We start from the raw sequence: 21,870 nt of genomic DNA, 5'->3' as shown, positions 1-21,870 counted from the left end.
TTTTGTCGTAGTTCTCGGTTTGTCTTTCATCACCCCTGTCGGATCGTTTGCCGATAGGGGTGTTTTTTGTTGATGGACGTATTAAATGACGAGTATTATATGGGATTAGCGCTGGAGATGGCTTCAAAAGCTTCCGGTCAAACCGGGATTAACCCTGTAGTCGGCTGCGTTGTGGTGAAGGATGGACGAATCATCGGAATCGGAACGCATCTTAAACGGGGGACCGGCCATGCGGAGGTGCACGCTCTCCAAATGGCGGGTGCCGAAGCGGAAGGAGCAACCGTTTATGTGACGCTCGAGCCCTGCAGTCATTTCGGTAAAACGCCGCCATGCTGCGAGCGCATTATTGATGCAAAAGCAGCGAGGGTTGTCGTCGCAAGCGGCGATCCGAACCCGGAGGTATCGGGGAGAGGCATAGCAAGGCTTCGTGAAGAAGGCATTGAGGTAACCGTTGGCGTGCTTGAGCAGCGGTCCCAGCAGCTTAACGAGAAATTCAATAAGTACATTACGACCCGTCTTCCTTATGTAACCCTTAAGTCAGCTAGTACGCTCGATGGAAAAATTGCATCTCGGACAGGGGACAGCCGCTGGGTGACAGGGCCGGCCGCACGCGAGCAGGTTCATACGCTGCGTCACCAGCATGAAGCTATAATGGTCGGCATTGGTACGGTTTTGGCAGATGATCCTCTCTTGAATACGAGAGCGGCAGTCCCGGCCATTGATCCCGTACGCATTATTGTAGACTCAGCGCTGCGTCTGCCCTTGGATGCCCGGGTTGTCGTTGACCGCACAGTCCGAACCATCGTATTATCGTCCGGTCAAGCAAGCGAGGAACGCCGTCAAGCTTTGGAAGCAGCAGGGATCGAAGTTGTAGCCTGCGGTTCTGATGAGAAGGTTGATCTTGTTGCCGCCATGAAAAAGCTCGGTGAGCTTGAGATCGGTTCGATCTTGCTTGAGGGCGGCGGACAGCTGAACGGCGCGATGCTGGAAGCGGGTCTTATCGATAAAATCGTGCTTTATTATGCCACAAAGATTATTGGCGGAGTCGATGCTCCCGGTGTTTTCACCTTTACCGGCTTCGAGAAAATGGCAGATGCCGTTCAATTGGAACGTGTGAGCGTAGAAATGGCAGGCGAAGATATTTGCGTTACAGGCTACCCCGTTTACTAAATTTGGGGCGGGTGAGTTTATATAAGGATCGTTGGGGAGGACGCTCATGTTTACCGGATTAGTAGAAGAAGTGGGGAAAATGAAAGGAATTACGAAGCAGGGTGAAGCGATGCGTCTGGTCATTGGAGCAGCTCGCGTGACGGATGGTGTCATGATCGGAGACAGCATATCGGTTAATGGCGTTTGTCTAACCGTTACGTCGTTTGACGGTTCTTCCTTCTCGGCTGACGTCATGCCCGAGACGTACCGTAAATCCAATCTTCAACAGCTTCGTGCAGGTGAACGAGTGAATTTGGAACGTGCCATGCAAGCAGGCGGAAGGTTCGGCGGTCATATTGTTCAAGGCCATGTAGACGGCACTGGCAAAATCGTCAATCGGGATTCGGATGCAAACGCCGTGGTATTTAAGATTCATTTAGAGGATTCTGATATGCTGCGTTATGTCATTCCGAAGGGTTCCATTACAATCGACGGGATAAGTTTAACGGTCGTGGATACTTCCGGACATTCCTTGTCTGTGTCGGTCATTCCGCATACGCTTGGCGAGACCGCCCTACAGCATAAGCATGCGGGCGACACCGTCAACATTGAATGCGATGTACTCGGCAAATATGTCGACCATCTGCTTCATTTCAAGAAGCCAGAAGCTGCCAAGCAACAATCAAAGCTCAGCACGGCATTCCTGATGGAAAATGGGTTTTTATAATATGATTTATGGCTGTTGAATCCTTCGCAGGATCGGTAGAAGTCTTAAAAGATGTTTGTCACAAAGGAGGGAATCCCATATGGAACATACAGAAAGAAGTCCATTTGATAGAATCGAAGACGCGTTAGAGGATTTAAAGCTCGGCAAGCCGATAATCGTTGTGGATGACGAAGACCGGGAAAACGAGGGTGACCTTATTGCGCTGGCGGATAGAACGACGCCGGAGGTCATTAATTTTATGATCACCGAGGCCAGGGGCCTTGTGTGTGTTCCTATTACCCAGGAACGCGCGGAACAGCTTGACTTGCCGCCAATGGTGACCCACAATACGGATTACCATGGCACAGCATTCACCGTGTCTGTCGATTACGCGGGGACTACGACCGGTATTTCAGCGTTCGAGCGCTCGGAGACAGTCAAGGCGCTTATCGATCCGTCAACTAAAGCATCCGATTTCCGCAGACCCGGGCATATTTTTCCGCTCATCGCAAGATCCGGCGGAGTGCTTCGAAGAGCGGGCCACACGGAAGCGGCGATCGATTTGGCAGTCATGTGCGGCTCCGAGCCGGCTGGGGCAATTTGCGAAATCATTAATGAAGACGGAACGATGGCCCGTTTGCCCGACCTGATCGTCTTTAAGGAAAAGCATGACCTAAAGCTTATTACGATACAAGAGCTCATCCAATACCGGAATGCCAAAGAAAAACTCGTGGAGCGTGCGGTTGATGTGAAGCTGCCGACGGATTTTGGTACATTCCGCGCGATTGCGTATACGAACTTTGTTGATAACAAGGAGCATATTGCGCTTGTCAAAGGCGACATTGACTCTGAACGTCCGCTGCTTGTGCGCGTCCATTCCGAATGCTTGACGGGCGATGTATTTCATTCCCATCGCTGTGATTGCGGTCCTCAGCTCGAAGCGGCCCTCAAACAAATTGAAGAAGCAGGGAGCGGTGTTTTGCTCTATATGCGTCAAGAAGGAAGAGGCATAGGACTCATCAACAAATTAAAGGCCTATGAGCTGCAAGAACAGGGCTTGGATACGGTTGATGCAAATTTAAAGCTTGGCTTTCCGGCAGATTTGCGAGATTATGGTATAGGCGCGCAAATTTTGAAGGATCTTGGCGTACGCCAAATGCGTTTGCTAACGAATAATCCCCGCAAAATTAAAGGTCTCGAGGGTTATGGCTTAGAGGTTGTGGAACGCGTTCCGATTCAAATGGAAACCAAAGAAGATAACAAAAGCTACCTGCGTACAAAAAAATCTAAGCTGGGACATTTACTTAGCTTTGAAGATATTGACTATATCATTTAAAATAACGAGAGGATGATGACAAAATGACACGCATTTATGAAGGGCATTTAGTATCGGAAGGTTTAAAATACGGGGTAGTAGTAGGACGTTTTAACGAGTTTATTTCCAGCAAGCTTCTTGGTGGAGCATTGGATGCTTTTAAACGCCATGGCGCGCAGGATTCCGATGTTGAGGTTGCATGGGTACCGGGCGCATTCGAAATTCCGTTAATTGCGCAAAAAATGGCGGAGAGCGGAAAATACGACGCTGTTATCACCCTTGGCGCGGTTATTCGCGGATCAACGCCTCATTTTGATTTTGTTTGCAATGAAGCGGCTAAGGGCGTTGCCGCAATCGCGTTGAAAACAGGCATTCCTACGATTTTTGGCGTGCTAACGGTCGATTCGATTGAGCAAGCTATCGAGCGCGCGGGTACAAAAGCAGGCAACAAGGGTTACGAGGCCGCTGCGAGCGCGATAGAAATGGCGAATTTGACAAAGCAATTGCAAGGGTAAGCTTCGAAGTTAAGGCTAGGCGGGAGGAAATGTAAGTGTCGGTGCTTTATAAGCTGGATTCTTTTGAGGGGCCGCTTGATCTATTGCTTCACTTGATCGACAAAGCCGAGATCGATATCCATGAAGTGTCTATCAGCGAGATTACGATTCAATATATGGATTACTTGCATGCGATGAAGGAGCTGGAGCTTGAGGTTACGAGCGAGTTTCTAGTGATGGCGGCGACCCTCTTGGCGATAAAGAGCAAGCAGCTTCTTCCTAAGCCTCCCGTATTTGAGGATGATTACGAGGATTGGCCCGATGATGGGCTGGATCCGCGAGACGAGCTCATTCAGAAGCTCGTAGAATACCGAAAGTTTAAGCAAATTGCCGAACAGCTGCGCGAGAAGGAAGTCGAGCGCAGCCTGGTTTATTCTCGCGAGCCGGAGGATATGACGCCTTTCATGAAGGAAGAAAAGGTGAATCCCGTTGAAGGCGTCCATCTCTCTGACTTAATATTGGCCTTCCAGAAGGCACTGCGCCGGGCAGCAAGACGTAATGTCGTTTCAACGGTGCAGCGTGACGAGATTTCGGTCAAGGATCGCATTCGGGATATCGTGGATGTGCTGAAGCAATTTGAAACGGTTCGTTTTTCGCGTCTCATCCGTGAAAATATGGACAGGCACGAAATCGTGGTTACTTTTCTAGCGATTCTGGAGCTAATGAAAATGAAGCATATTACCTGCTTTCAGCATCAGCTCTTTGACGACATCGTTATTCATTGGAGAGGAGAGTCGTCTCAAATTGGATTATCAGAAGTTGAAGACAATTATTGAGGGCTTGCTGTTCATGGCAGGCGATGAGGGACTTACGAAGCGGCAGCTCGCGGATATTTTGGAGCTGGACGCTGAGCTTGCCTCCGATTTGGTTTACGATTTGCAGCGGGACCTTGAACGCGAGGCGCGCGGCATTCAAATTGCCGAGGTTGCCGCCTCCTATCGGTTAACGACTCATTTGGAGCACGCTCCTTATTTTGAGCGGATGGCCTATACCCCGACTCGATCACAGCTTTCGCAGGCTGCATTGGAGACGCTGTCCATCGTGGCTTACCGCCAACCCATCACAAGAATTTCGATCGAAGAAATTCGCGGGGTTAAGAGTGACAGGGCGATTCAATCGCTTGTCTCCAAGGACTTAATCGAAGAGGTTGGCCGTGCCGAGCAGATTGGCCGCCCGATTTTATATGGTACGACGAAATCATTTTTAGATTACTTTGGATTACCTTCGATCAAAGAGCTGCCAGAGCCAGGCAATGTGGATATCGATGATGCGCTTGAGGAGCAAACTCAACTGCTTTTCGATCGCTTAGATAGCCAGCAGATGACAATTGATGAAATAAAAGAATGAGATTTGGCCGCCGGGTCATACTATATTCAACCCATATTAGGGAAACGGAGGAAGCATCATGATGCTCGGTTACCCTTACGGTTGGATAACGGCGGCCAGTCTCTTTTTTTTGCTCATTTTAGTTGTTGTCTTAAGCTCGCAGGTTGTCATTAAAGGACATATGCGGCGTATTGGTAACAATGATGATGCAGAAGTGAACATAAAAGCACTATTCGGCATAATCCGTTACACCATGAAAGTGCCGGTGGTTCAATTTACCGGCAGATCCGTCCAACTGAAGGAAGAAGTCTCGAATTCGAGCGCGGGAATAAACACTTGGAAGCAGTTCAATGAGGATATTGATGCCGATAAGGTCGCGAGTGCCATCGATAAGTTAAAGTATCTGCTGGAAATTACACGTAATCTGACAGGCTGGGTGAGAAAGACTTTGACGAAGGTACGCCTGCTGGAATGGAATTGGTCTACGTCAGTGGGCACCGGGGATGCGATGTGGACAGCAATGTCAACCGGACTGGTCTGGTCCGTGAAAACTTCGATTATCGGTGTTTTATCCCAAATGGTTAAGCTGCAAGCGGAGCCTCAAATGAATGTTCAACCTAATTATCAAAGATCCGCATTTACGACCGAATGGTCATGCATAGCCCAAATACGCTTCGGTTATGCTATCCTTGCCGGACTGCAACTTTTAGTTCGGATGAGGAATATGAAAGGAGGCGTCAAAGCATGGCAGAACATCCTATTCAAGGCTTAATGCAAACCGCAATGGAAAATATTAAAGAGATGGTTGACGTCAATACGATCGTCGGTGACCCTGTACAAACGCCAGATGGCAGTATTATTATGCCGATTTCGAAGGTGGGGTTTGGTTTTGTAGCAGGAGGCAGCGATATTCGATTAGATGATGCCGATCATAAAAACGGTGCACAGTCCGATGCCCACAATGCCTCGGTATCCATGCCTTTCGGCGGCGGTAGCGGCGGCGGCGTATCCATTACGCCAATCGCTTTCTTGGTCGTTGGTACGCATGGCGTAAAAATCGTCCCTCTCGATAGTCAAACGCATTTGCTTGAGCGGGTAATCGATTCAGCGCCGCAAGTGTTCGAAAAACTGCAAACGATGATGAAACAGCCGTCAAGCACATCCGCATACGTCGATCCGTCCCCTACCGTAATAAGCGGACATGTCGAAGTAAACGATCACCTCTTATGACATAACTGCCCGAGAGGGCAGTTTTTCATTTTTCTTGGGCTTTTCGTCTAGAGCTAGGTGTACAGGCATATACTAAATTACACGCAAGCTTTATCTACAAACGCAGCGAGAGGAGCAACATTGGATATGTATTTCATGAAACTGCGAAGGATTGCTGCATTGGGCTTAATGGCAGCTATGCTGGTTGGGACAAGCAGCCTTCCGACGACAGCCTTGGCAAAACCGGGACCACTCCATACGAATGCAAGAGCATCGGCTCTGATTGACGTAGAATCCGGCAGGCTGCTGTTCAGCAGCAACGGCGATACATCGATGCGAATAGCGAGCTTAACTAAAATCATGACAGCGATCGTAGCCATCGATAACGGCAAGCTGACTGATATGGTGAAGACAAGCAAACGCGCCGTCGGCAAAGAAGGATCCTCGATTTATCTTCAACTGGGTGAAAAAATGAGCCTGCTTAATATGCTTTACGGGCTTATGCTCAGATCCGGAAACGATGCGGCAACGGCTATCGCGGAGCATGTAGGCGGATCGGAGGAAGGCTTTGTGCATCTCATGAACGAGAAAGCGGCTTTTTTAGGGCTTACACATACCCAATTTAAAAACCCGCATGGCCTGGATGAGGAGGGGCACTATTCCTCCGCTAACGATTTGGCAAAGCTGACTGCCTATGCTCTGAAAAACGAGGTATTTGCCGAAATCGTAAGCACGCGCGTTAAAAAAGTGCCAAATCCGCATGAAAAATGGGAATACAGCTATACGAACAAAAATAAAATGCTGTCCATGTATGAAGGCGCAGACGGAGTAAAAACCGGTTATACGAAAAAATCGCTCCGCTGCCTAGTTAGCTCGGCAACAAGAGAAGGGCAGCAGCTGGCGGCTGTTACGATTAATGACGGCGACGATTGGGCAGATCATCGTAAAATGCTCGATTGGGGCTTTGGCAATTATCCCCTAAAGGAGATTGCTGCCAAGGGACAGCAAATTTCAGGATATCCCTACACGGTTGGACAATCCTTCAAATACCCGCTCGCGGAGGAAGAATCAAACGACATTCAATCCAGACTGGTGCTGCACAATATGGATTCCATACGTTACACATTCGGTGAACGCGGAATATTGGAATGGCATATGAATAACATCAAAATCGGCGCTGTTCCTGTTTACGATGCTGCAAGCCCGAAGCTTGAGCAATCGATGAAATCGCCAAAAGCATTACAATCGCTTGCCGATTTCCGTAAGGCTGTTAACCAAGACAAACATGAGCCGCTTTTTGGTTCGGTCATCAAAGTTTTGGATGCATTATTCGAGCATTAATTCCTATCGGCGCGGGAGACGCTGATGGAATGGAATACGTTAGGTGCACAGTTGGGGGAGGCGACCTTAATGGTAAACTGGATATGGTTGTTTTTCATCGTGGCAAGCGTTGTCGTTGCTGCGATTACAGGCAAGATGGACGCGGTGACGCAAGCTGCTTTCGAAGGGGCAAAATCAGGCGTCACCGTAAGCTTTGGTTTAATAAGCATCATGGTGTTTTGGCTCGGCATGATGAGAATTGCGGAGGATGCAGGTCTGCTTCAAACGTTGGCCCGAATGCTCGGACCTATCGTGAGGAAGCTGTTCCCTGATGTTCCTCCCAATCATCCGGCAATCGGCTACATCATGAGTAATTTAAGCGCTAATCTGTTTGGACTCGGGAACGCCGCGACTCCGATGGGGATCAAGGCGATGCAGGAGCTTCAAAAGCTTAATCCTGATCCTGCCACGGCTACACCCGCCATGTGTACGCTTCTAGCGCTTAATACCTCCAGCATTACGATTATTCCTACCACTTTGATCGCAATTCGGATGAATTACGGCTCCGCTAATCCGGCAGAAATTATTGGTACGACGCTGGCCGCAACCTTTGTCGCAACCTCTGCAGCTATTCTTGCCGACCGCTGGTACAGGAGAAAGTCACCGCCGCCGCCAATCACTCCGCCTCCTAAACCCGGCAGTATGAAGGCAGGATCGCCTACTGTGGGAGGTGAGCCTGGTGTATAACCTTTTTTCCAGTCTATCGGCTTGGATGATTCCGGCTATTATTGTATTTATACCGCTTTATGCAGCGCTTAGACGTAAGGTTCCCGTATATGAGACGTTTGTCGAAGGGGCGAAGGACGGCTTTGGCACAGCGATTAATATAATTCCCCATTTAGTCGGCATGATGGTTGCCATCAGTATGTTCCGATCATCCGGAGCACTGGAATTGATGCTGTCGGCGGTCAGGCCTCTCTTCGATTGGGTCGGCATTCCAAGCGAGGTGCTGCCTTTAGGCATTCTGCGCCCCTTGACCGGCGCCGGCTCATTAGCCTTTACGACCGATCTTATTCAAACCTTCGGACCCGACTCCATGATCGGCAGAATTGCTTCAACCATCCAAGGAAGCACGGATACGACCTTGTATGTCCTTACGGTTTATTTTGGAGCTGTCGGTATCCGGAAATCGCGTTATGCGTTAAAAGTTGGATTATTTTCAGATTTAGTCGGTTTTTTTGCCGCTATTATCATTTGCTTATACATATTCGGGTAGTGAAGCTTGTACTTTCTTCTTCATATCGTTATGATGGAGATTGAGGTGAAAGCATTTGGAACGTTTACAGAAAATATTAGCCGCAGCGGGAATCGCATCCCGTCGCAAGTGTGAAGAAATGATTTTGGCAGGAATGGTTGAGGTTAACGGTGAGAAGATTACGACGCTTGGCGTAAAAGCCGATCCTTCCGTCGATGCCATTACGGTAAATGGCAAGCCGATTCGGAGCGAGAAGAAGCTGTATCTCATGCTCAACAAATCCAAAGGGGTTATCACAAGCGCCAAGGATCCCCAAGGCCGCAAAGTGGTTTCGGACTTTTTGCCAGGAATCAAAGAGAGAGTATATCCGGTCGGGCGATTGGATTATGATACGGAAGGACTTCTTCTCCTGACAAACGATGGCGAATTCGCCAATTTGTTAACGCATCCGAGTCATCATGTTCCAAAAACCTATCGTGCAACGGTAAAAGGCATTCCGCATGGAACGGCTCTTGAGCAGCTGCAAAAAGGCATCAAGCTGGAAGACGGCATGACCGCTCCTGCTGAGGTGGAATACCATGATGTTGACACGGACGGAAATGAAGCAACGATTACGATTACTATTTTTGAAGGCCGCAACCGTCAGGTTCGCCGGATGTTCGAAGCGATTGGGCATAAGGTAACGAGATTGAAACGGATTCGTTTTGGCGAGCTTGGACTTGAAAATCTAGGCCGTGGTAAGTATCGTCATTTAACGCCGCAGGAAATCAAAGAATTGCTTGACATTGCGCACAGCAAGACACATAAAGTTCATAAAAAGTAATCGACGGCGGCAGTAATTGCCGTCGACTTTTCGTTATAATGGTAATATTCGTGACTGCATAGAGAGAAGCTGGTGGTGAATTCAATTATGGGAAAATCGCGCAAGACGGTTCAAATTGTCATACTGATTGCCGTCTTGATCATTGGTGGGTATGCAATAGGATCTACCCTATTTGCCGCGGATGACAAAGGACCTCTGAAAGAAGGCGACAAGCCGCCTGCTTTTAACCTTGTCGATCTGGGTGGAGAATCGCGGCAATTGTCGGATTATGAAGGCAAAGCTGTCGTCGTTAATTTCTGGGGCACATTCTGTCCGCCCTGCGTGAAGGAAATGCCGGAGTTCGAGAGACAGTATGCAAAATGGAAGGATCAAGGGCTCGTAATCTTAGCCATTAATTTAAGCGAAGATACGTTAACCGTGAACAACTTCGTTCGCCGCTTTGATTTGAATTACCCGATCTTGCGTGATGTCAATCGGAAAACGGAACGCAGCTATGGATTAAAGTCTTATCCGACAACTTTTTTCATTAAACCGGACGGTACATTAATGGAAATCAAAGTAGGCGGAATGACTGAAGTAGAGATTGACGAACGGATTGAAAGGCTGCTTAAGCTGTAGGAGGTTTTATTGTGTTAGTGGTTGAGAACACAAAATGCGAGTGCGGGCATCAGAATTCGGTCGGCACCGTGCTTTGCGAGAGCTGCGGAAAGCCGCTCGAGAACAATGATGTTTCTGACTTGCCTCTAGAAATGAGATATGACGGCGTTGCCCGCCGTTCGCAGAAGAGCAATCCGAATTACATTGATAAAATATGGAATTTTTTCTCCTCTGTCAAAATAGCGATTTATTTAATCGTCATTACTTTTTTGACGGCGATGTTAGGCACGATTTATCCGCAGGAAAACACATTCGTAAATAATTTTGACCCGTCGGTTTATTATGAGGAGACGTACGGTCTGCCGGGCAAGCTGTACTATTTGTTCGGTTTGACGCATACGTACGAATCCTGGTGGTTCATTGGACTGCTGGTCATGATTGGCACTTCGCTCGTCATCTGCAGTTTGGACAGGGTGCTGCCGCTTTACCGCGCGCTGAGCAAGCAGCAGATTCGCAAGCATTTACAGTTTATACATCGGCAAAAGACCGTGTACAAGCAAAAAATTGATGGCGATGAAGAGCAATGGGTAGAGAAATTCGGAGCGCAGCTCAAACGGAAGGGCTACCGTATCCATCGCGACGGTTCGGCCCTGCTTGCGGAGAAAAACCGGTTTAGCCGCTGGGGCCCCTATATTAACCACATCGGGTTAATCCTGTTTCTCTTGGCTATTCTGGCGAGGAGCATTCCAAGCTGGCAAATGGATAGCTACATAACAATCCCCGACGGCGATACCGTGCAAATCGCGGATACGAATTATTTTGTGAAAAACGAAAAGTTTACCGTTGAGTATTACAAGGACGAGGAGCTGCCTGACAAGCTAAAAGGAACTGCGCGCGCAAAACTTTTTGAAACCAAAGCCGTGCTTTATGAGTGCTTGAGCAACTGTTCGGATCAATCGCAAAAGCCGGAGCTCAAAGAAGTAAAGAGACATAATATCATCGTGAACGAGCCTTTGAAATATAAAGGGTTAAAGCTTTATCAATTCGACTTTGATACGACGCCTCGTCTAAATGCCGTCCATCCTGTTCTCGTAAATAAAGAGACGGGGGAAAAGTACGGGCCGTTTGATCTTCCTATGAAAGATTCGGCTTTGCAGCATAAGCTTGGACCTTACACGCTTGACTTGTATGCCAATTACATGGAATTCGCGATTGGCGACAATGGCGAGCCGACGACCTTGTCCCGTGATCCGATCGCTCCGGCGTTCGTCTTTACGGTAAAAGGGCCAGGGCTTGATCCGGCAGGCGAGCCGTATATGTATTTTCCGATGCAGAAGGATAAGGTGAAATTTTCGCAGGACGCCATCAATCATGCGATCGCGGACAAAATCGAAATTCGTGTCGACGGGATGGAAAACGTGGATTTTTCCGAAGCGTCAACTTACTTAAACGTGCGTATGGATAGGGCACTGCCTTATGTCTGGATCGGAGCGGCCTTCTCGATGATCGGCCTGTTGATGGGATCTTACTGGCAGCATCGCCGGATATGGCTGCGCATAGATGAAGGCGAGCTTTCATTAGGCGCTCATACAAACAAAAACTGGTACGGTATGCGCTCAGATGTCGCGGGGGCTCTTCAAAAAATAGGGATAACCGTAGATCCGAAGTCGCTTGATAACGGAGGGAACAACGCGTGAATTTAGTTGAATTTAGCAGCGACGCATTTATAGTCGCATTTTTTCTTTATTGTTTTGCTTTTATGTTTTATGTCATCGCGATTGCGGGGAAGAAGTGGAGCAATCGCGACCCCTTGCAGCACGAGAAACGTTGGGGACGGATCGCATTTATTACGTCGAGTCTTGGATTAGCCTCGCATCTGACATTCTTCTTTACTCGATGGGCCGGAAGCGGACAAATTCCAACGAGCAATATGTATGAATTCATGACCTTCCTCGGGATGGCAATCATGATTGCTTTCACAATCGTATTTGCGATTTATAGAAAACCTTTGCTCGGTATGTTTTCCTTGCCGCTGACGGTTATCATCGTTGCTTACGCATCTGTGTTTCCACAGGAAGTACAGCCGTTAATTCCGGCTCTCAATAACTATTGGCTTAAAGTTCACGTAACGACTGCAGCGCTCGGCGAAGCCTTTTTTGCGGTTGGTTTTGCCGCAGGCCTTATGTACCTGCTGCGCGTAGTCGATTTCAAAGGCAAAACGAAAGAAGCGAAAAAAGCCCAGTTCTGGGTAGAGTTTTCGTTATATTCGATTATTCTCATCGTGGGCTTTATCGTAGCTGTCTTTGCATTTCGCGGAGCAGGTTACGAAGCACAATTTATTCAAGAAAATTCGAGCATCGATGGAAAAGGGATAGAGACGTCGACGACGGAAACCGTCGATTATTCGCTGCCGCCGATTGTAAAGCCTTATAACAGCGATATCGTTAAGTACGAATCTTTCCTAGGCATGAAGGAGCCCCTGTTTGAAGCTCCTTATTGGATGAATGGAGTGAATTCGGGTCGCAAGCTGAATACGGTTGTGTGGTCCATCATCGCGGGTACATTGCTTTACGGTTTGCTGCGTCTCGTATTCCGCAAGCCGCTTGGCGCTGTAATACATCCGGTAATGGATGGCGTTGATCCCGAAGATTTGGATGAAATCAGCTATAGATCGATAGCGATCGGGTTTCCGATTTTCACCCTCGGAGCCTTAATATTTGCAATGATTTGGGCCAATATCGCCTGGGGCCGTTTCTGGGGCTGGGATCCGAAGGAAGTTTGGGCTCTTATCACATGGCTGTATTATAGTGCTTATTTGCACTTCCGTTTATCACGCGGCTGGCAAGGCAAGCGTTCCGCATGGCTGGCCGTTATCGGCTTCGTCGTCGTATTGTTTACGCTGGTGGGCGTTAACCTAGTCATTGCTGGTTTACATTCTTATTCCGGTGTTTAGTATTTAGTTTGAGAGGAGTATTGCCCTATGTCCGATTATTCAAGCCGTATATTGGTCGTAGATGACGAAGAACGCATACGTCGTCTGCTTAAGATGTATTTAGAGAAGGAAGGCTATACCATCGACGAAGCGGAAGACGGTGAAACCGCTTTGCGATTAGCTTCGAATACCGATTATGCGCTCATTTTGCTTGATGTGATGCTTCCGGGAATTGACGGCGTAGAGGTATGCTCCCGTTTGCGCCAAGTGAAAGCTACTCCTGTCATTATGCTAACCGCAAAAGGCGAGGAGATGAACCGTGTACAAGGCTTTGAAGTTGGAGCAGACGATTATGTCGTAAAACCGTTTAGCCCGCGCGAAGTAATATACCGCGTAAAAGCGATATTGAGACGTTCATCCGCAACCGCGTTTTTGACTAAAGAAATTAATTCAAGCAATAACATCGTATTCCCTCATCTTATTATTGAGCATGATGCTCACCGTGTGACCGCTGGGGGACATGAAGTGAGCTTAACGCCTAAAGAATATGAGCTGCTGCATTACTTGGCCGTGTCGCCCGATAAAGTGTTTTCTCGCGAAGAGCTGCTTAAGGATGTTTGGAATTACGAGTTTTTTGGCGATTTACGGACGGTAGATACCCATGTGAAACGCTTAAGGGAGAAGCTGAATAAGGTGTCTCCCGATGCAGCATCGATGATAACGACCGTATGGGGCGTTGGCTATAAGCTTGAGGTGCCTAAGTAAATGGGTTTGTGGCGGCGTTTGGCAGGCAAGCTCTGGCGCAGCGTAGTTGGCAAACTCTGGGCAACCATTATGCTGCTTGTTGCGGTTGTACTGTTAATTGTTGGCGTGTTCTTGCTGCAATACGTTGACATTTGGGTTGAAGGCAATACGCATCAAGTAAAAGTACTGTTCGTCTTAACTGCGATTATCGGCTTTTTATTATCAACGTTTTTCGCTTTTTTCCTTTCCAAGAAGATACAGCAGCCGCTGCTGCAGCTGAAAGACGCTGCCGTCTCCATCTCCCAAGGGAATTATTCGACAAGAGTGGATATCCGCTCCAGCGATGAGATTGGCGAGCTTGCGCAAACCTTTAATCACATGACGGAACAGCTCGATAAACTTATTCATGATTTGAATCATGAGAAAAACCATCTTGCGAGCATTTTGCGAAGCATGGGCGATTCGGTTATTACATTTGATGCGGACGGCAAGGTGATTCTCACCAATCCGAGCGGCCACTTGCTAATTAATCAGTGGTCCGGCGTTGAAAAAGCGTGGCAGGAGGATATGTTCGAAAGCTCATCTTCCTACTCAGCAGTCCCAATGCCGCTGCGGGAGCTGTTCCAGACCGTGATGGTAGAAGGACGGGATGCGACCGACAAGGTGCATGTATTAAGCAGCGTATGGTCGGCCGTTATGGCGCCGCTTCAATCTAAAGGCGTTACACGGGGAGCTGTTGCGGTCATTCGGAATGTAACGGAGGAGCATAAGCTCGAGAAGCTGAGAAGGGATTTTGTGGCGAACATCTCCCACGAGATCAGAACGCCGCTCTCGATGCTGCAGGGCTATAGCGAAGCGCTTTTGGATGACATCGTGGTTTCCGAAGAAGACCGTAAGGAACTCGTGCAGGTTATTTACGACGAATCGCTGCGTATGGGCAGACTCGTGAATGATTTTCTAGACATTGCCCGCATGGAAGCAGGGCATGTGGATATGAACTTCCAAAAGGTTGATCTCAGTCATGTGCTGAAGCGAGTGCATCGGAAATTCCAGGTTTATGCGAAGGAACGCGAGGTAAAGCTTTTATCAAAATTGCCGGAGGAGCCGCTTCTGGTTAAAGAAGCAGACGAGGATAGGTTGGAGCAAGTATTAACTAACCTGCTTGATAATGCGCTGCGGCATACACCATCCGGTAAATCCATTACCATCGCAGGCCAGCACGAGAATGTGAATGGCAGTGAGTATGTTCAGCTTAGCGTAAGAGACGAAGGGCAGGGGATACCTTCCGAGGATGTACCTTATATCTTTGAACGCTTCTATAAGGCAGATAAAGCGCGTAAACGCGGCTCTTCTAGCGGGACCGGTTTAGGGCTTGCCATCGTAAAAAATCTTATTGATCTGCATCATGGTCGAATCGTTGTAGAAAGCAGCGCAGGAACGGGTACTTTGTTTACGATACTCATTCCTGTCGAAGCTCATCAGTAGTTGTCACAGCGCTCCTTAGGGGGCGTTTTTTTTGTAGAATGCAGCAGATAATTCTTGTTGCTCGTGAAACAAAAAGAGCCAATCGAAGGATTCGATTGGCTCTTTTCTTGTCATTTTATTGCTTATGATTTAAAAAAGGGTGATTTCTTTTGCGGTATTAAGCTCTGGCATGCTTGTCAGCTGCTCGAGTACTTCTTTTGGTGTAGCTTTATCGACTCTAAGCACCATGATCGCAGAACCGCCAACAAGCTGACGTCCTACTTGCATCGTAGCGATGTTGACATCATTGTTGCCGAGAAGCGTACCCACGCGGCCGATGATACCAGGCTTATCGTTGTGCGAGATCAGAATCAGGTTGCCTTCCGGCGTAACGTCGACAGGGTACTTATCGATGTGTACGATACGAGGACCATAACCTGTCAGCAAAGTACCGGATACCACGCGCTCTTCCTTCTTGGTACGAAGCGCTACCGTTACAAGGTTCGTGAAATCCTTTGAAGCATGGGATTTTTGAATAACGATATTTACGTCGCGAACCTTAGCAAGATGCAAGGAGTTAACGACGTTAACTTGCTCAGACCCCAAATGATGGGCTAGAACGCCGCGAACGATATGTCTAGTAAGCGGCTGAGTATCTACCTCTGCAAGCTCGCCTGCGTAACCGACAACGATCTCGATGACTGCACCTTCCGTCGCTTGCGCGATAAAGTTACCAAGTTTCTCACCAAGCGTGAAGTATGGTTGAAGAATGTTTTGCAGATTTGCCGGAATAGGAGGCATGTTTACTGCATTGATGAACGGCTCGCTGCGCAGGATGTGAAGGACTTGCTCCGACACGTCGATGGCAACATTTTCTTGTGCTTCAACCGTCGAAGCGCCAAGATGAGGCGTTACAATAATTTTTGGATGCGTCAAGAAGGGATGGTCTTCAGCAGGCGGTTCTACTTCAAATACGTCGAATGCCGCGCCGGCAACTATGCCTGCGTCTACTGCGTCAACCAACGCAATTTCATCGATAATACCGCCGCGTGCGCAGTTTATGATGCGCATGCCCGGTTTCATGACTTCAAATTGTGCTCTCCCAATCATATGGCGGGTTTCCGGAGTAAGCGGCGTATGTACGGTCATGAAATCAGCATTGCGTACAATTTCATCGACACTAGCCAGCTTAACGCCGATTTTTTCAGCTCTTTCTTCCGTCATAAACGGATCATAGCCCATAATTTCCATACCGAAAGCTTTTGCGCGTTTGGCAACTTCGCTTCCGATACGGCCCATGCCGAGCACGCCTAGCGTTTTGCCGCGAAGCTCTACGCCAAGGAAAGATTTACGGTCCCAAGTACCGTTAACGGTTTTCATGTAAGCTTGCGGGATGTGACGGGCAACGGCCATCATCATTGCAAACGTATGCTCGCATGTTGTGATCGTATTGCCGTCTGGCGCATTGATTACGATAATTCCGCGTTGCGTTGCTGCGTCAAGGTCGATATTATCGACGCCTACGCCTGCGCGCCCAACGACTTTCAGTTGTTTTCCAGCTTCCATAATCTTTGGGGTTACACGCGTTTGGCTGCGAACGAGCAACGCATCGTATTCGCCGATAATGGCTACTAATTCGTCTTCGCTTAATCCAGGTTTTTTGTCGACTGCGACATCTGACGCATCAACAAGTTGCTGAATGCCCAAATCGCTAATTGGATCGGAAACTAACACTTTAAACATGTGAAGTATGCCTCCTAAATTGGGGCGAAGCCGGAAGGCTCCGCTTAATATGAACAGAAAAACCCTCTACCCGGCACCGTTGTGCAGCAGCGGGACGAGAGTTTGATCATCGATCTCAGACTTTTCTATTTTAATGCAAGGGGGTGTGCAAAAGCAATCCTCAAACTTGCTGAAATGTGAAAATTTCGTTATGATTCTAGCATCATTACATACAAAATGCGACATGGGAGGTCTTTTTACGTGAATAATTGGCAAGATGTGACTCCTCAATTTATGCTTGATCTGCTTGACAATCGACAAGTTGAAGCAAGCCAGATTATAGATGTGAGAGAAGTTTTTGAGTGGGATTATTACCATTTGGATACTTCGGTCTTAATTCCTATGAATACGATACCTGCGCGGTTGCATGAATTGAACGAATCCAAGCCGATCTACATCATTTGCGCGCATGGGGTCCGCAGCGCTGCGGTTTGCAGCTACTTAGAAGAACAAGGCTACAGCGGCCTCCACAATGTTACCGGCGGAATGGCAGCTATAGCCTCGTTAAAAGGATTTCAATATGACTAATCTATAACCGCCATTTTATAAATTCGTTTCCGATGTAAAGAACGGCAGTTGAGGAAGAAGGGCATTCTCGTAAAGGCGTGACTTGCTTTCAATAAAATCCCCTGAACGGACTGCTTCCGTATTGATAAGGAGATCGACGACGGCTGTAACGGTATGCACCTTCATTTTGGCAGCTTGCCCCGATTCGACAAATTCGTCTACCCGGCTCGTTAAGTCCTGCGGATAATAATGAGTAAGCTTTTTGCGGGTCAAGAGCTGATCGGCCATTATTTTGTTTTTAATTGTAATCGAAAGCTTCTTCCACTGCGTAAGTTCTAACAGAGCCGGCGATTTATAGTCGGAAGGGATATCAAGATCAACCGTAGCTGCCCATTTCAGCATGGCGGCATAATAGGCTTGCTGTGCGCTCAGCGCAAATTGTGAAGCAGACATATAGTTTTTTTCTTGCTCGATTTTTTTCTTCAGCTCGTTGAAGCTGAGAGTCTTGGCCTGAGCCGCAGCTGTATTGGATGCCTCTTCAAAAAGGTTGAGACTGCGGATGTAGCTGACTTGGGCTTCTCCTAACAATGGTGAACTCTGCATATTGACAGAGCTTGCTTCATGGGCTTTGTCACCCGCCAAACTTGCCAGATCCTTAAACATGGAAGTTGCTTCATTTGTCTTTCCTTGCGATAATTTGTTCATTGCGGAGAACCATTCGTTTTGAAATTCACGGTAAGACAAAAATACAGTATGATAGAAAGATACTAAATCTTGCTGCTGGTATGGGCTTACAGAAGCGGAGGCTTGTTTTGAGCCCGCATCTTCTTTTTCATATTTGGCTTCAGTCTTTTCAGTACCGATTTGGATGCCATAGAAAAAAGCGCCAACGGAGCAAACGAGCATGAACACAAATCCAACACTGAATAACATTGCAGTCGTCGTTAATCGTTTTTCCATCTCTATCTCTATCTCCTTCTATGTAAAAAAATTATGCTGTCGATTTGTCCTATCAGTATAGGTGAATTGGTCGAAAAAGAAAATACGAACGTTCCAGACAGGCGGGAAGCTATGAAGAAATTTGATATTCGAAATATTCGTATCCGGAAGGTGTCCGTTGACGATCTGGATGACCGTATGCTGCTCATCAATTTATACGCTACGCAAGGGTTTACTTTTATTATCGGTTTAATATGGATTTTATTTCAGCACCAAAATTTGTTTTCTATGTTTACTCCTCCGAAGGAGCTTTCGTTTGTATATTGGGGAGTCGGACTCGCGGCTGCTGTTATCGTCGTTGATTTGCTTATTGCCCGGTTCGTGCCTGAGGAAGCAAGCGATGACGGAGGGGTAAATGAACGTATTTTCCGTACGCGGCCGGTCTGGCACATTGCGGTTCTTTCTTTAGTAGTCGCAATATGCGAGGAGCTTCTATTTCGCGGAGCCATACAGCATGCCATTGGTCCCTATTGGACAAGCATTATTTTTGCTACTATTCATGTAAGGTACTTAAAGCATTGGATTCCGACTGGGCTTGTTTTCTCGATAAGCTATGGTCTTGGATGGATTTATATGCAATCCGGTTCGATTTTGGCGCCGATTATTGCCCATTTTCTAATTGATTTAATTATGGGTTTGATTATACGATTCAGGAGGGAGTCATGAGCAGGAAAGAAAGGTTTGGAAATTCGAGGGCAGCAAGGCAGCAAGATGAGACGGCCGCGCCGTCCAGCATCGGAACGAATTCCAATGAAGGAGAAGCTCTGCCGCCTAGACGGAAAAAACATCCTTCGAGCAATTATAAAGTCACGAAATGGTATTATAATCTGTTATTCGTCTTGTTTGTAAGTTTGGTCGGAGGTTTATTCTGGTATGGTTTGAAATTCACGGACTAATCTTGATGCTGGCAGGATCAATGAAGCCGTAGCCTTTATTCTCAAGCGAAGTAAGCAATTCATCGAGCGCGTCAGCCGTCCATTTCAGCTCGTGCATGAGAATATTAGCGCCCGGATGAAGCTGCTCCAGCACATTTTTTATAACGACTTCAGGTTTATCCTTAGCTGACTGATCCCAATCGAGCGAACCATTTGACCACGTCATGTAGAGCATGCCGTGGTTTTTTGCTATTTCTTTGACCGTATCTCCCCCGGAGCCGTAGGGAGGCCGGAAAAATACGGGCTTTTTACCGATCAATGCTTCGACGGCAGCTTGAACATCGCCAATTTGCTCATCAACGACCGTCTCCGTCTCGTCTTTTAGATTAATATGGTCCCAAGAATGATTGCCCACCGTTTGGCCGCGTTCATTGATCAGCTTCAATAAATCCGGATTTTGTTTCACCCGGTAGCCGTTCACGAAAAAGATTGCTTTTGCTTTATGCTTGTCAAGGGTATCGAGCAGGCTAGTCAATACTTCTTGATCCTTAGGTCCGTCATCGAAGGTCAATAAGACTGCTTTGTCCGTCGTATTTTGATCTAGGGGAACGAAACGGTACGCCTCGCTCATCGAATAAAGGGGTTCCGTGCTATTGCCCTCTCCGACGGTCGAGGGCGGAAGAGATGGCGATGGCGATGGCGTTGGTTCTGGGGTTTCGGTTGGAATTGCCTCATCCGTTACGGATTGCGTGCTGACAGCCGTCTCTTGGCTGACTGGGGTTGAAGCATTGGTGGCTTCTGAAATGCTCCCGTTATGTTGCTGAGAGCTGCAGGCAGTCAGAAGCGAGCCGATTAGCAGGCTGGTAATGATTAAACGGCTGTTCTTCATTTTTCTCAAAACCTCCATCGCTAAGTTGTTTTTCATGCTGAATCGACCCCATTGTATCATATTTGCCCTTTTTCCGGACTAGAATGATTTCCTTATTTTATTAAGAATGAGCACTCTGACAAGGGGTCAAACTATTTGATGAAGACGAAAGCTGAACAAGGAAGAGGTGTATGCGATTATGAAATGGAGTGGATTTTTAGTCGGAGGTTTACTTGGTGCGGCAGCTACCGTTTATGTCTCCCGCAAGCAGCCGGGTGCAGTTTCTTGGGCAGCTACTGCGATGTCTGATGTGTTTTCCACGGCAACTCGCAAATCCGTCTCAAAAATGATGGGCAACGCGGTAAAGGATCAGGCGGTTGCGCTTTCCCCAAAGCATTTAGGCGATACCGCCGCAAAATCCGAAGCCGCTTGGGAACAGATTGAGGCTATCGTAAACAGTGATCCCCAATTAAAGAAGGAAGCGAACAAGATCAAGGCGGAATCGTCTTCGGTTCGCCATTAATTCATCGGTCAGAACGCGGAATCGTGGGAACGCAAAGCAGAAATGCGATGCGCTCAAACGATTCTTTTTTTCATTCAATATTAGTGCAATCGTCGAAAAGAAATGATAAAGTAGTTACATAGCACGATTTGGTCAAATCGATCACATCTTACTAAAAAAATCATACGCTGTTACAACAGATGCTGCAGAGGAGGATCCTGTCATGAAAATCGAACGACTGAGCCAGGACAAGATACGGATTTTCCTGACGTTCGACGACCTGCTGGAACGGGGGATCCAGAAGGACGACATGTGGCGCGAAATTCCCAAAGTACACGAACTATTCAGTGAAATGATGGATCAAGCATATAGTGAACTTGGATTCGATGCCAGCGGCCCATTAGCGGTCGAAGTGTTTGCCCTCCCCGCGCAAGGTATGGTAGTGATTGTCACCCGTGGCAAAATGAACAGTCATGCAGGCGATCGGGCAACCGAATATGACGACACGGAAGACGAAATATACGAAATGGAAGTAACGCTTGAGCAAAGCGATATTGTGATGTATTCCTTCCGCGAATTTGAAGACGTAATATCGGTTTGCAAGCAATTGCAAAGCTCCACCCTAACCGAGGATGGACGGTTATATTCTTATAACGGCAAGTACATTTTAGCGTTGGAGCCGGCTTTGATTGAAGCCTCAAGACATAATGCCGTCATTGCTTTGCTTGCGGAATATGGAGAAGCGACTTCGGTTACTTATGCCATGTTGGAAGAATACGGGAAAGTGATTATGCCCGAGAAAGCGGTTCGGGAAATTTGTAATCATTTTAAATTTTAACAAAATGTACACGGAGAGAGCATCTGCAGGCTGATTCTTGGCTGCACGGTGCTCTTCTTGTATGTTAACTGCCATTTTAATGGAATACAGTAGGGGAAAGGCGTT

Annotated in this window: 25 protein-coding genes; 22 read left to right on the top strand and 3 right to left on the bottom strand. The window is 47.6% G+C overall.

The features are described from left to right. Positions 1–72: 72 nt before the first annotated feature. The 17 genes from ribD to MRBLPE1_RS20570 all read left to right on the top strand — a co-directional run bounded on the left by ribD (position 73) and on the right by MRBLPE1_RS20570 (position 15,415). Positions 73–1,170: a bifunctional diaminohydroxyphosphoribosylaminopyrimidine deaminase/5-amino-6-(5-phosphoribosylamino)uracil reductase RibD gene (gene ribD / locus MRBLPE1_RS20650; RefSeq protein ID WP_364149768.1), complete on the top strand. Its 1,098-nt coding sequence runs from the start codon at positions 73–75 to the stop codon at positions 1,168–1,170. 46 nt (positions 1,171–1,216) lie between these two features. Further along, a complete protein-coding gene (gene ribE / locus MRBLPE1_RS20645) occupies positions 1,217–1,876 on the top strand; it encodes a riboflavin synthase (protein WP_364148972.1) in 660 nt (219 codons plus the stop codon). 79 nt (positions 1,877–1,955) lie between these two features. Next, entirely contained in the window at positions 1,956–3,191 is a 1,236-nt protein-coding gene (locus MRBLPE1_RS20640) for a bifunctional 3,4-dihydroxy-2-butanone-4-phosphate synthase/GTP cyclohydrolase II (protein ID WP_364148970.1), read from the top strand. A 23-nt stretch (positions 3,192–3,214) separates the two neighbouring features. Beyond that, the gene (gene ribE, locus MRBLPE1_RS20635; protein WP_076336425.1) at positions 3,215–3,685 is read left to right on the top strand and encodes a 6,7-dimethyl-8-ribityllumazine synthase; all 471 of its coding nucleotides are present in this window, start codon (positions 3,215–3,217) and stop codon (positions 3,683–3,685) included. 35 nt (positions 3,686–3,720) lie between these two features. After that, positions 3,721–4,500: a segregation and condensation protein A gene (locus tag MRBLPE1_RS20630; RefSeq protein WP_364148968.1), complete on the top strand. Its 780-nt coding sequence runs from the start codon at positions 3,721–3,723 to the stop codon at positions 4,498–4,500. Then, the gene (gene scpB, locus MRBLPE1_RS20625) at positions 4,469–5,071 is read left to right on the top strand and encodes an SMC-Scp complex subunit ScpB (protein WP_364148966.1); all 603 of its coding nucleotides are present in this window, start codon (positions 4,469–4,471) and stop codon (positions 5,069–5,071) included. The genes MRBLPE1_RS20630 and scpB overlap by 32 nt, the downstream gene beginning before the upstream one ends. A 58-nt stretch (positions 5,072–5,129) precedes the next feature. Continuing rightward, positions 5,130–5,822 carry a DUF2953 domain-containing protein gene (locus MRBLPE1_RS20620; protein ID WP_364148964.1) on the top strand — a complete coding sequence of 231 codons (693 nt, stop codon included), beginning with the start codon at positions 5,130–5,132 and terminating at the stop codon, positions 5,820–5,822. Next, entirely contained in the window at positions 5,795–6,280 is a 486-nt protein-coding gene (ytfJ, locus tag MRBLPE1_RS20615; protein WP_364148963.1) for a GerW family sporulation protein, read from the top strand. The genes MRBLPE1_RS20620 and ytfJ overlap by 28 nt, the downstream gene beginning before the upstream one ends. 126 nt (positions 6,281–6,406) lie before the next feature. After that, positions 6,407–7,600, top strand: coding sequence for a D-alanyl-D-alanine carboxypeptidase family protein (locus MRBLPE1_RS20610; protein ID WP_364148961.1), 1,194 nt, complete (start codon positions 6,407–6,409; stop codon positions 7,598–7,600). Positions 7,601–7,669: 69 nt separating this feature from the next. Next, positions 7,670–8,326 (top strand): nucleoside recognition domain-containing protein, encoded by a 657-nt coding sequence (locus tag MRBLPE1_RS20605; RefSeq protein WP_364148959.1) that lies wholly within the window; start codon positions 7,670–7,672, stop codon positions 8,324–8,326. A gap of 25 nt (positions 8,327–8,351) precedes the next feature. Further along, the gene (locus tag MRBLPE1_RS20600; protein ID WP_414698914.1) at positions 8,352–8,855 is read left to right on the top strand and encodes a spore maturation protein; all 504 of its coding nucleotides are present in this window, start codon (positions 8,352–8,354) and stop codon (positions 8,853–8,855) included. 55 nt (positions 8,856–8,910) lie between these two features. Further along, a complete protein-coding gene (locus tag MRBLPE1_RS20595; RefSeq protein ID WP_364148955.1) occupies positions 8,911–9,657 on the top strand; it encodes a pseudouridine synthase in 747 nt (248 codons plus the stop codon). Positions 9,658–9,744: 87 nt separating this feature from the next. Continuing rightward, a complete protein-coding gene (locus MRBLPE1_RS20590; RefSeq protein ID WP_364148953.1) occupies positions 9,745–10,275 on the top strand; it encodes a redoxin domain-containing protein in 531 nt (176 codons plus the stop codon). A 17-nt stretch (positions 10,276–10,292) separates the two neighbouring features. Then, a complete protein-coding gene (resB, locus tag MRBLPE1_RS20585; protein ID WP_364149766.1) occupies positions 10,293–11,951 on the top strand; it encodes a cytochrome c biogenesis protein ResB in 1,659 nt (552 codons plus the stop codon). Beyond that, positions 11,948–13,207 (top strand): cytochrome c biogenesis protein CcsA, encoded by a 1,260-nt coding sequence (ccsA, locus tag MRBLPE1_RS20580; RefSeq protein WP_364148952.1) that lies wholly within the window; start codon positions 11,948–11,950, stop codon positions 13,205–13,207. The genes resB and ccsA overlap by 4 nt, the downstream gene beginning before the upstream one ends. Before the next feature lie 27 nt (positions 13,208–13,234). Then, positions 13,235–13,951, top strand: a complete 717-nt coding sequence (locus tag MRBLPE1_RS20575) for a response regulator transcription factor (protein ID WP_308996659.1) — start codon at positions 13,235–13,237, stop codon at positions 13,949–13,951. Then, positions 13,952–15,415 carry a HAMP domain-containing sensor histidine kinase gene (locus MRBLPE1_RS20570; RefSeq protein ID WP_364148950.1) on the top strand — a complete coding sequence of 488 codons (1,464 nt, stop codon included), beginning with the start codon at positions 13,952–13,954 and terminating at the stop codon, positions 15,413–15,415. A gap of 129 nt (positions 15,416–15,544) precedes the next feature. On the opposite strand, the gene serA is transcribed toward MRBLPE1_RS20570, so the two are convergent. Next, the gene (gene serA, locus MRBLPE1_RS20565; RefSeq protein ID WP_364148948.1) at positions 15,545–17,137 is read right to left on the bottom strand and encodes a phosphoglycerate dehydrogenase; all 1,593 of its coding nucleotides are present in this window, start codon (positions 17,135–17,137) and stop codon (positions 15,545–15,547) included. Between the two features lie 240 nt (positions 17,138–17,377). Here serA and MRBLPE1_RS20560 point away from each other — a divergent pair, with 240 nt between their 5' ends. Further along, entirely contained in the window at positions 17,378–17,704 is a 327-nt protein-coding gene (locus MRBLPE1_RS20560) for a rhodanese-like domain-containing protein (protein ID WP_364148946.1), read from the top strand. 15 nt (positions 17,705–17,719) lie between these two features. On the opposite strand, the gene MRBLPE1_RS20555 is transcribed toward MRBLPE1_RS20560, so the two are convergent. After that, entirely contained in the window at positions 17,720–18,643 is a 924-nt protein-coding gene (locus MRBLPE1_RS20555) for a hypothetical protein (RefSeq protein WP_364148944.1), read from the bottom strand. Between the two features lie 111 nt (positions 18,644–18,754). Here MRBLPE1_RS20555 and MRBLPE1_RS20550 point away from each other — a divergent pair, with 111 nt between their 5' ends. Both MRBLPE1_RS20550 and MRBLPE1_RS20545 read left to right on the top strand, forming a co-directional pair. Continuing rightward, complete coding sequence (locus tag MRBLPE1_RS20550; RefSeq protein WP_364148942.1) at positions 18,755–19,348, top strand: CPBP family intramembrane glutamic endopeptidase; 594 nt, start codon at positions 18,755–18,757, stop codon at positions 19,346–19,348. Continuing rightward, on the top strand, positions 19,345–19,578 hold the full coding sequence (locus tag MRBLPE1_RS20545; protein ID WP_364148940.1) for a hypothetical protein: 234 nt from the start codon (positions 19,345–19,347) through the stop codon (positions 19,576–19,578). The genes MRBLPE1_RS20550 and MRBLPE1_RS20545 overlap by 4 nt, the downstream gene beginning before the upstream one ends. On the opposite strand, the gene MRBLPE1_RS20540 is transcribed toward MRBLPE1_RS20545, so the two are convergent. After that, positions 19,568–20,482 carry a polysaccharide deacetylase family protein gene (locus MRBLPE1_RS20540; RefSeq protein ID WP_364148939.1) on the bottom strand — a complete coding sequence of 305 codons (915 nt, stop codon included), beginning with the start codon at positions 20,480–20,482 and terminating at the stop codon, positions 19,568–19,570. The two genes, MRBLPE1_RS20545 and MRBLPE1_RS20540, sit on opposite strands and share 11 nt — an antisense overlap. A gap of 142 nt (positions 20,483–20,624) precedes the next feature. On the opposite strand from MRBLPE1_RS20540, the gene MRBLPE1_RS20535 reads away from it, so the two are divergent. Beyond that, the gene (locus MRBLPE1_RS20535; protein WP_364148937.1) at positions 20,625–20,948 is read left to right on the top strand and encodes a hypothetical protein; all 324 of its coding nucleotides are present in this window, start codon (positions 20,625–20,627) and stop codon (positions 20,946–20,948) included. A 202-nt stretch (positions 20,949–21,150) separates the two neighbouring features. After that, the gene (locus MRBLPE1_RS20530) at positions 21,151–21,765 is read left to right on the top strand and encodes a genetic competence negative regulator (protein ID WP_364148935.1); all 615 of its coding nucleotides are present in this window, start codon (positions 21,151–21,153) and stop codon (positions 21,763–21,765) included. Positions 21,766–21,870: the final 105 nt, after the last annotated feature.

This window comes from Paenibacillus sp. LPE1-1-1.1 (assembly GCF_040676435.1).
Classification (GTDB): Bacteria; Bacillota; Bacilli; order Paenibacillales; family Paenibacillaceae; genus Pristimantibacillus.
This window is presented reverse-complemented; position numbering and strand designations above follow the sequence as displayed.

Coding starts and splice junctions, on each gene's coding strand:
- ribD (WP_364149768.1), top strand. CDS start 73: ATGGACGTATTAAATGACGAGTATTATATGGGATTAGCGCTGGAGATG.
- ribE (WP_364148972.1), top strand. CDS start 1,217: ATGTTTACCGGATTAGTAGAAGAAGTGGGGAAAATGAAAGGAATTACG.
- MRBLPE1_RS20640 (WP_364148970.1), top strand. CDS start 1,956: ATGGAACATACAGAAAGAAGTCCATTTGATAGAATCGAAGACGCGTTA.
- ribE (WP_076336425.1), top strand. CDS start 3,215: ATGACACGCATTTATGAAGGGCATTTAGTATCGGAAGGTTTAAAATAC.
- MRBLPE1_RS20620 (WP_364148964.1), top strand. CDS start 5,130: ATGATGCTCGGTTACCCTTACGGTTGGATAACGGCGGCCAGTCTCTTT.
- ytfJ (WP_364148963.1), top strand. CDS start 5,795: ATGGCAGAACATCCTATTCAAGGCTTAATGCAAACCGCAATGGAAAAT.
- MRBLPE1_RS20610 (WP_364148961.1), top strand. CDS start 6,407: ATGTATTTCATGAAACTGCGAAGGATTGCTGCATTGGGCTTAATGGCA.
- MRBLPE1_RS20605 (WP_364148959.1), top strand. CDS start 7,670: ATGGTAAACTGGATATGGTTGTTTTTCATCGTGGCAAGCGTTGTCGTT.
- MRBLPE1_RS20600 (WP_414698914.1), top strand. CDS start 8,352: ATGATTCCGGCTATTATTGTATTTATACCGCTTTATGCAGCGCTTAGA.
- MRBLPE1_RS20590 (WP_364148953.1), top strand. CDS start 9,745: ATGGGAAAATCGCGCAAGACGGTTCAAATTGTCATACTGATTGCCGTC.
- MRBLPE1_RS20575 (WP_308996659.1), top strand. CDS start 13,235: ATGTCCGATTATTCAAGCCGTATATTGGTCGTAGATGACGAAGAACGC.
- MRBLPE1_RS20570 (WP_364148950.1), top strand. CDS start 13,952: ATGGGTTTGTGGCGGCGTTTGGCAGGCAAGCTCTGGCGCAGCGTAGTT.
- serA (WP_364148948.1), bottom strand. CDS start 17,137: ATGTTTAAAGTGTTAGTTTCCGATCCAATTAGCGATTTGGGCATTCAG.
- MRBLPE1_RS20555 (WP_364148944.1), bottom strand. CDS start 18,643: ATGGAAAAACGATTAACGACGACTGCAATGTTATTCAGTGTTGGATTT.
- MRBLPE1_RS20550 (WP_364148942.1), top strand. CDS start 18,755: ATGAAGAAATTTGATATTCGAAATATTCGTATCCGGAAGGTGTCCGTT.
- MRBLPE1_RS20545 (WP_364148940.1), top strand. CDS start 19,345: ATGAGCAGGAAAGAAAGGTTTGGAAATTCGAGGGCAGCAAGGCAGCAA.
- MRBLPE1_RS20540 (WP_364148939.1), bottom strand. CDS start 20,482: ATGAAAAACAACTTAGCGATGGAGGTTTTGAGAAAAATGAAGAACAGC.
- MRBLPE1_RS20535 (WP_364148937.1), top strand. CDS start 20,625: ATGAAATGGAGTGGATTTTTAGTCGGAGGTTTACTTGGTGCGGCAGCT.
- MRBLPE1_RS20530 (WP_364148935.1), top strand. CDS start 21,151: ATGAAAATCGAACGACTGAGCCAGGACAAGATACGGATTTTCCTGACG.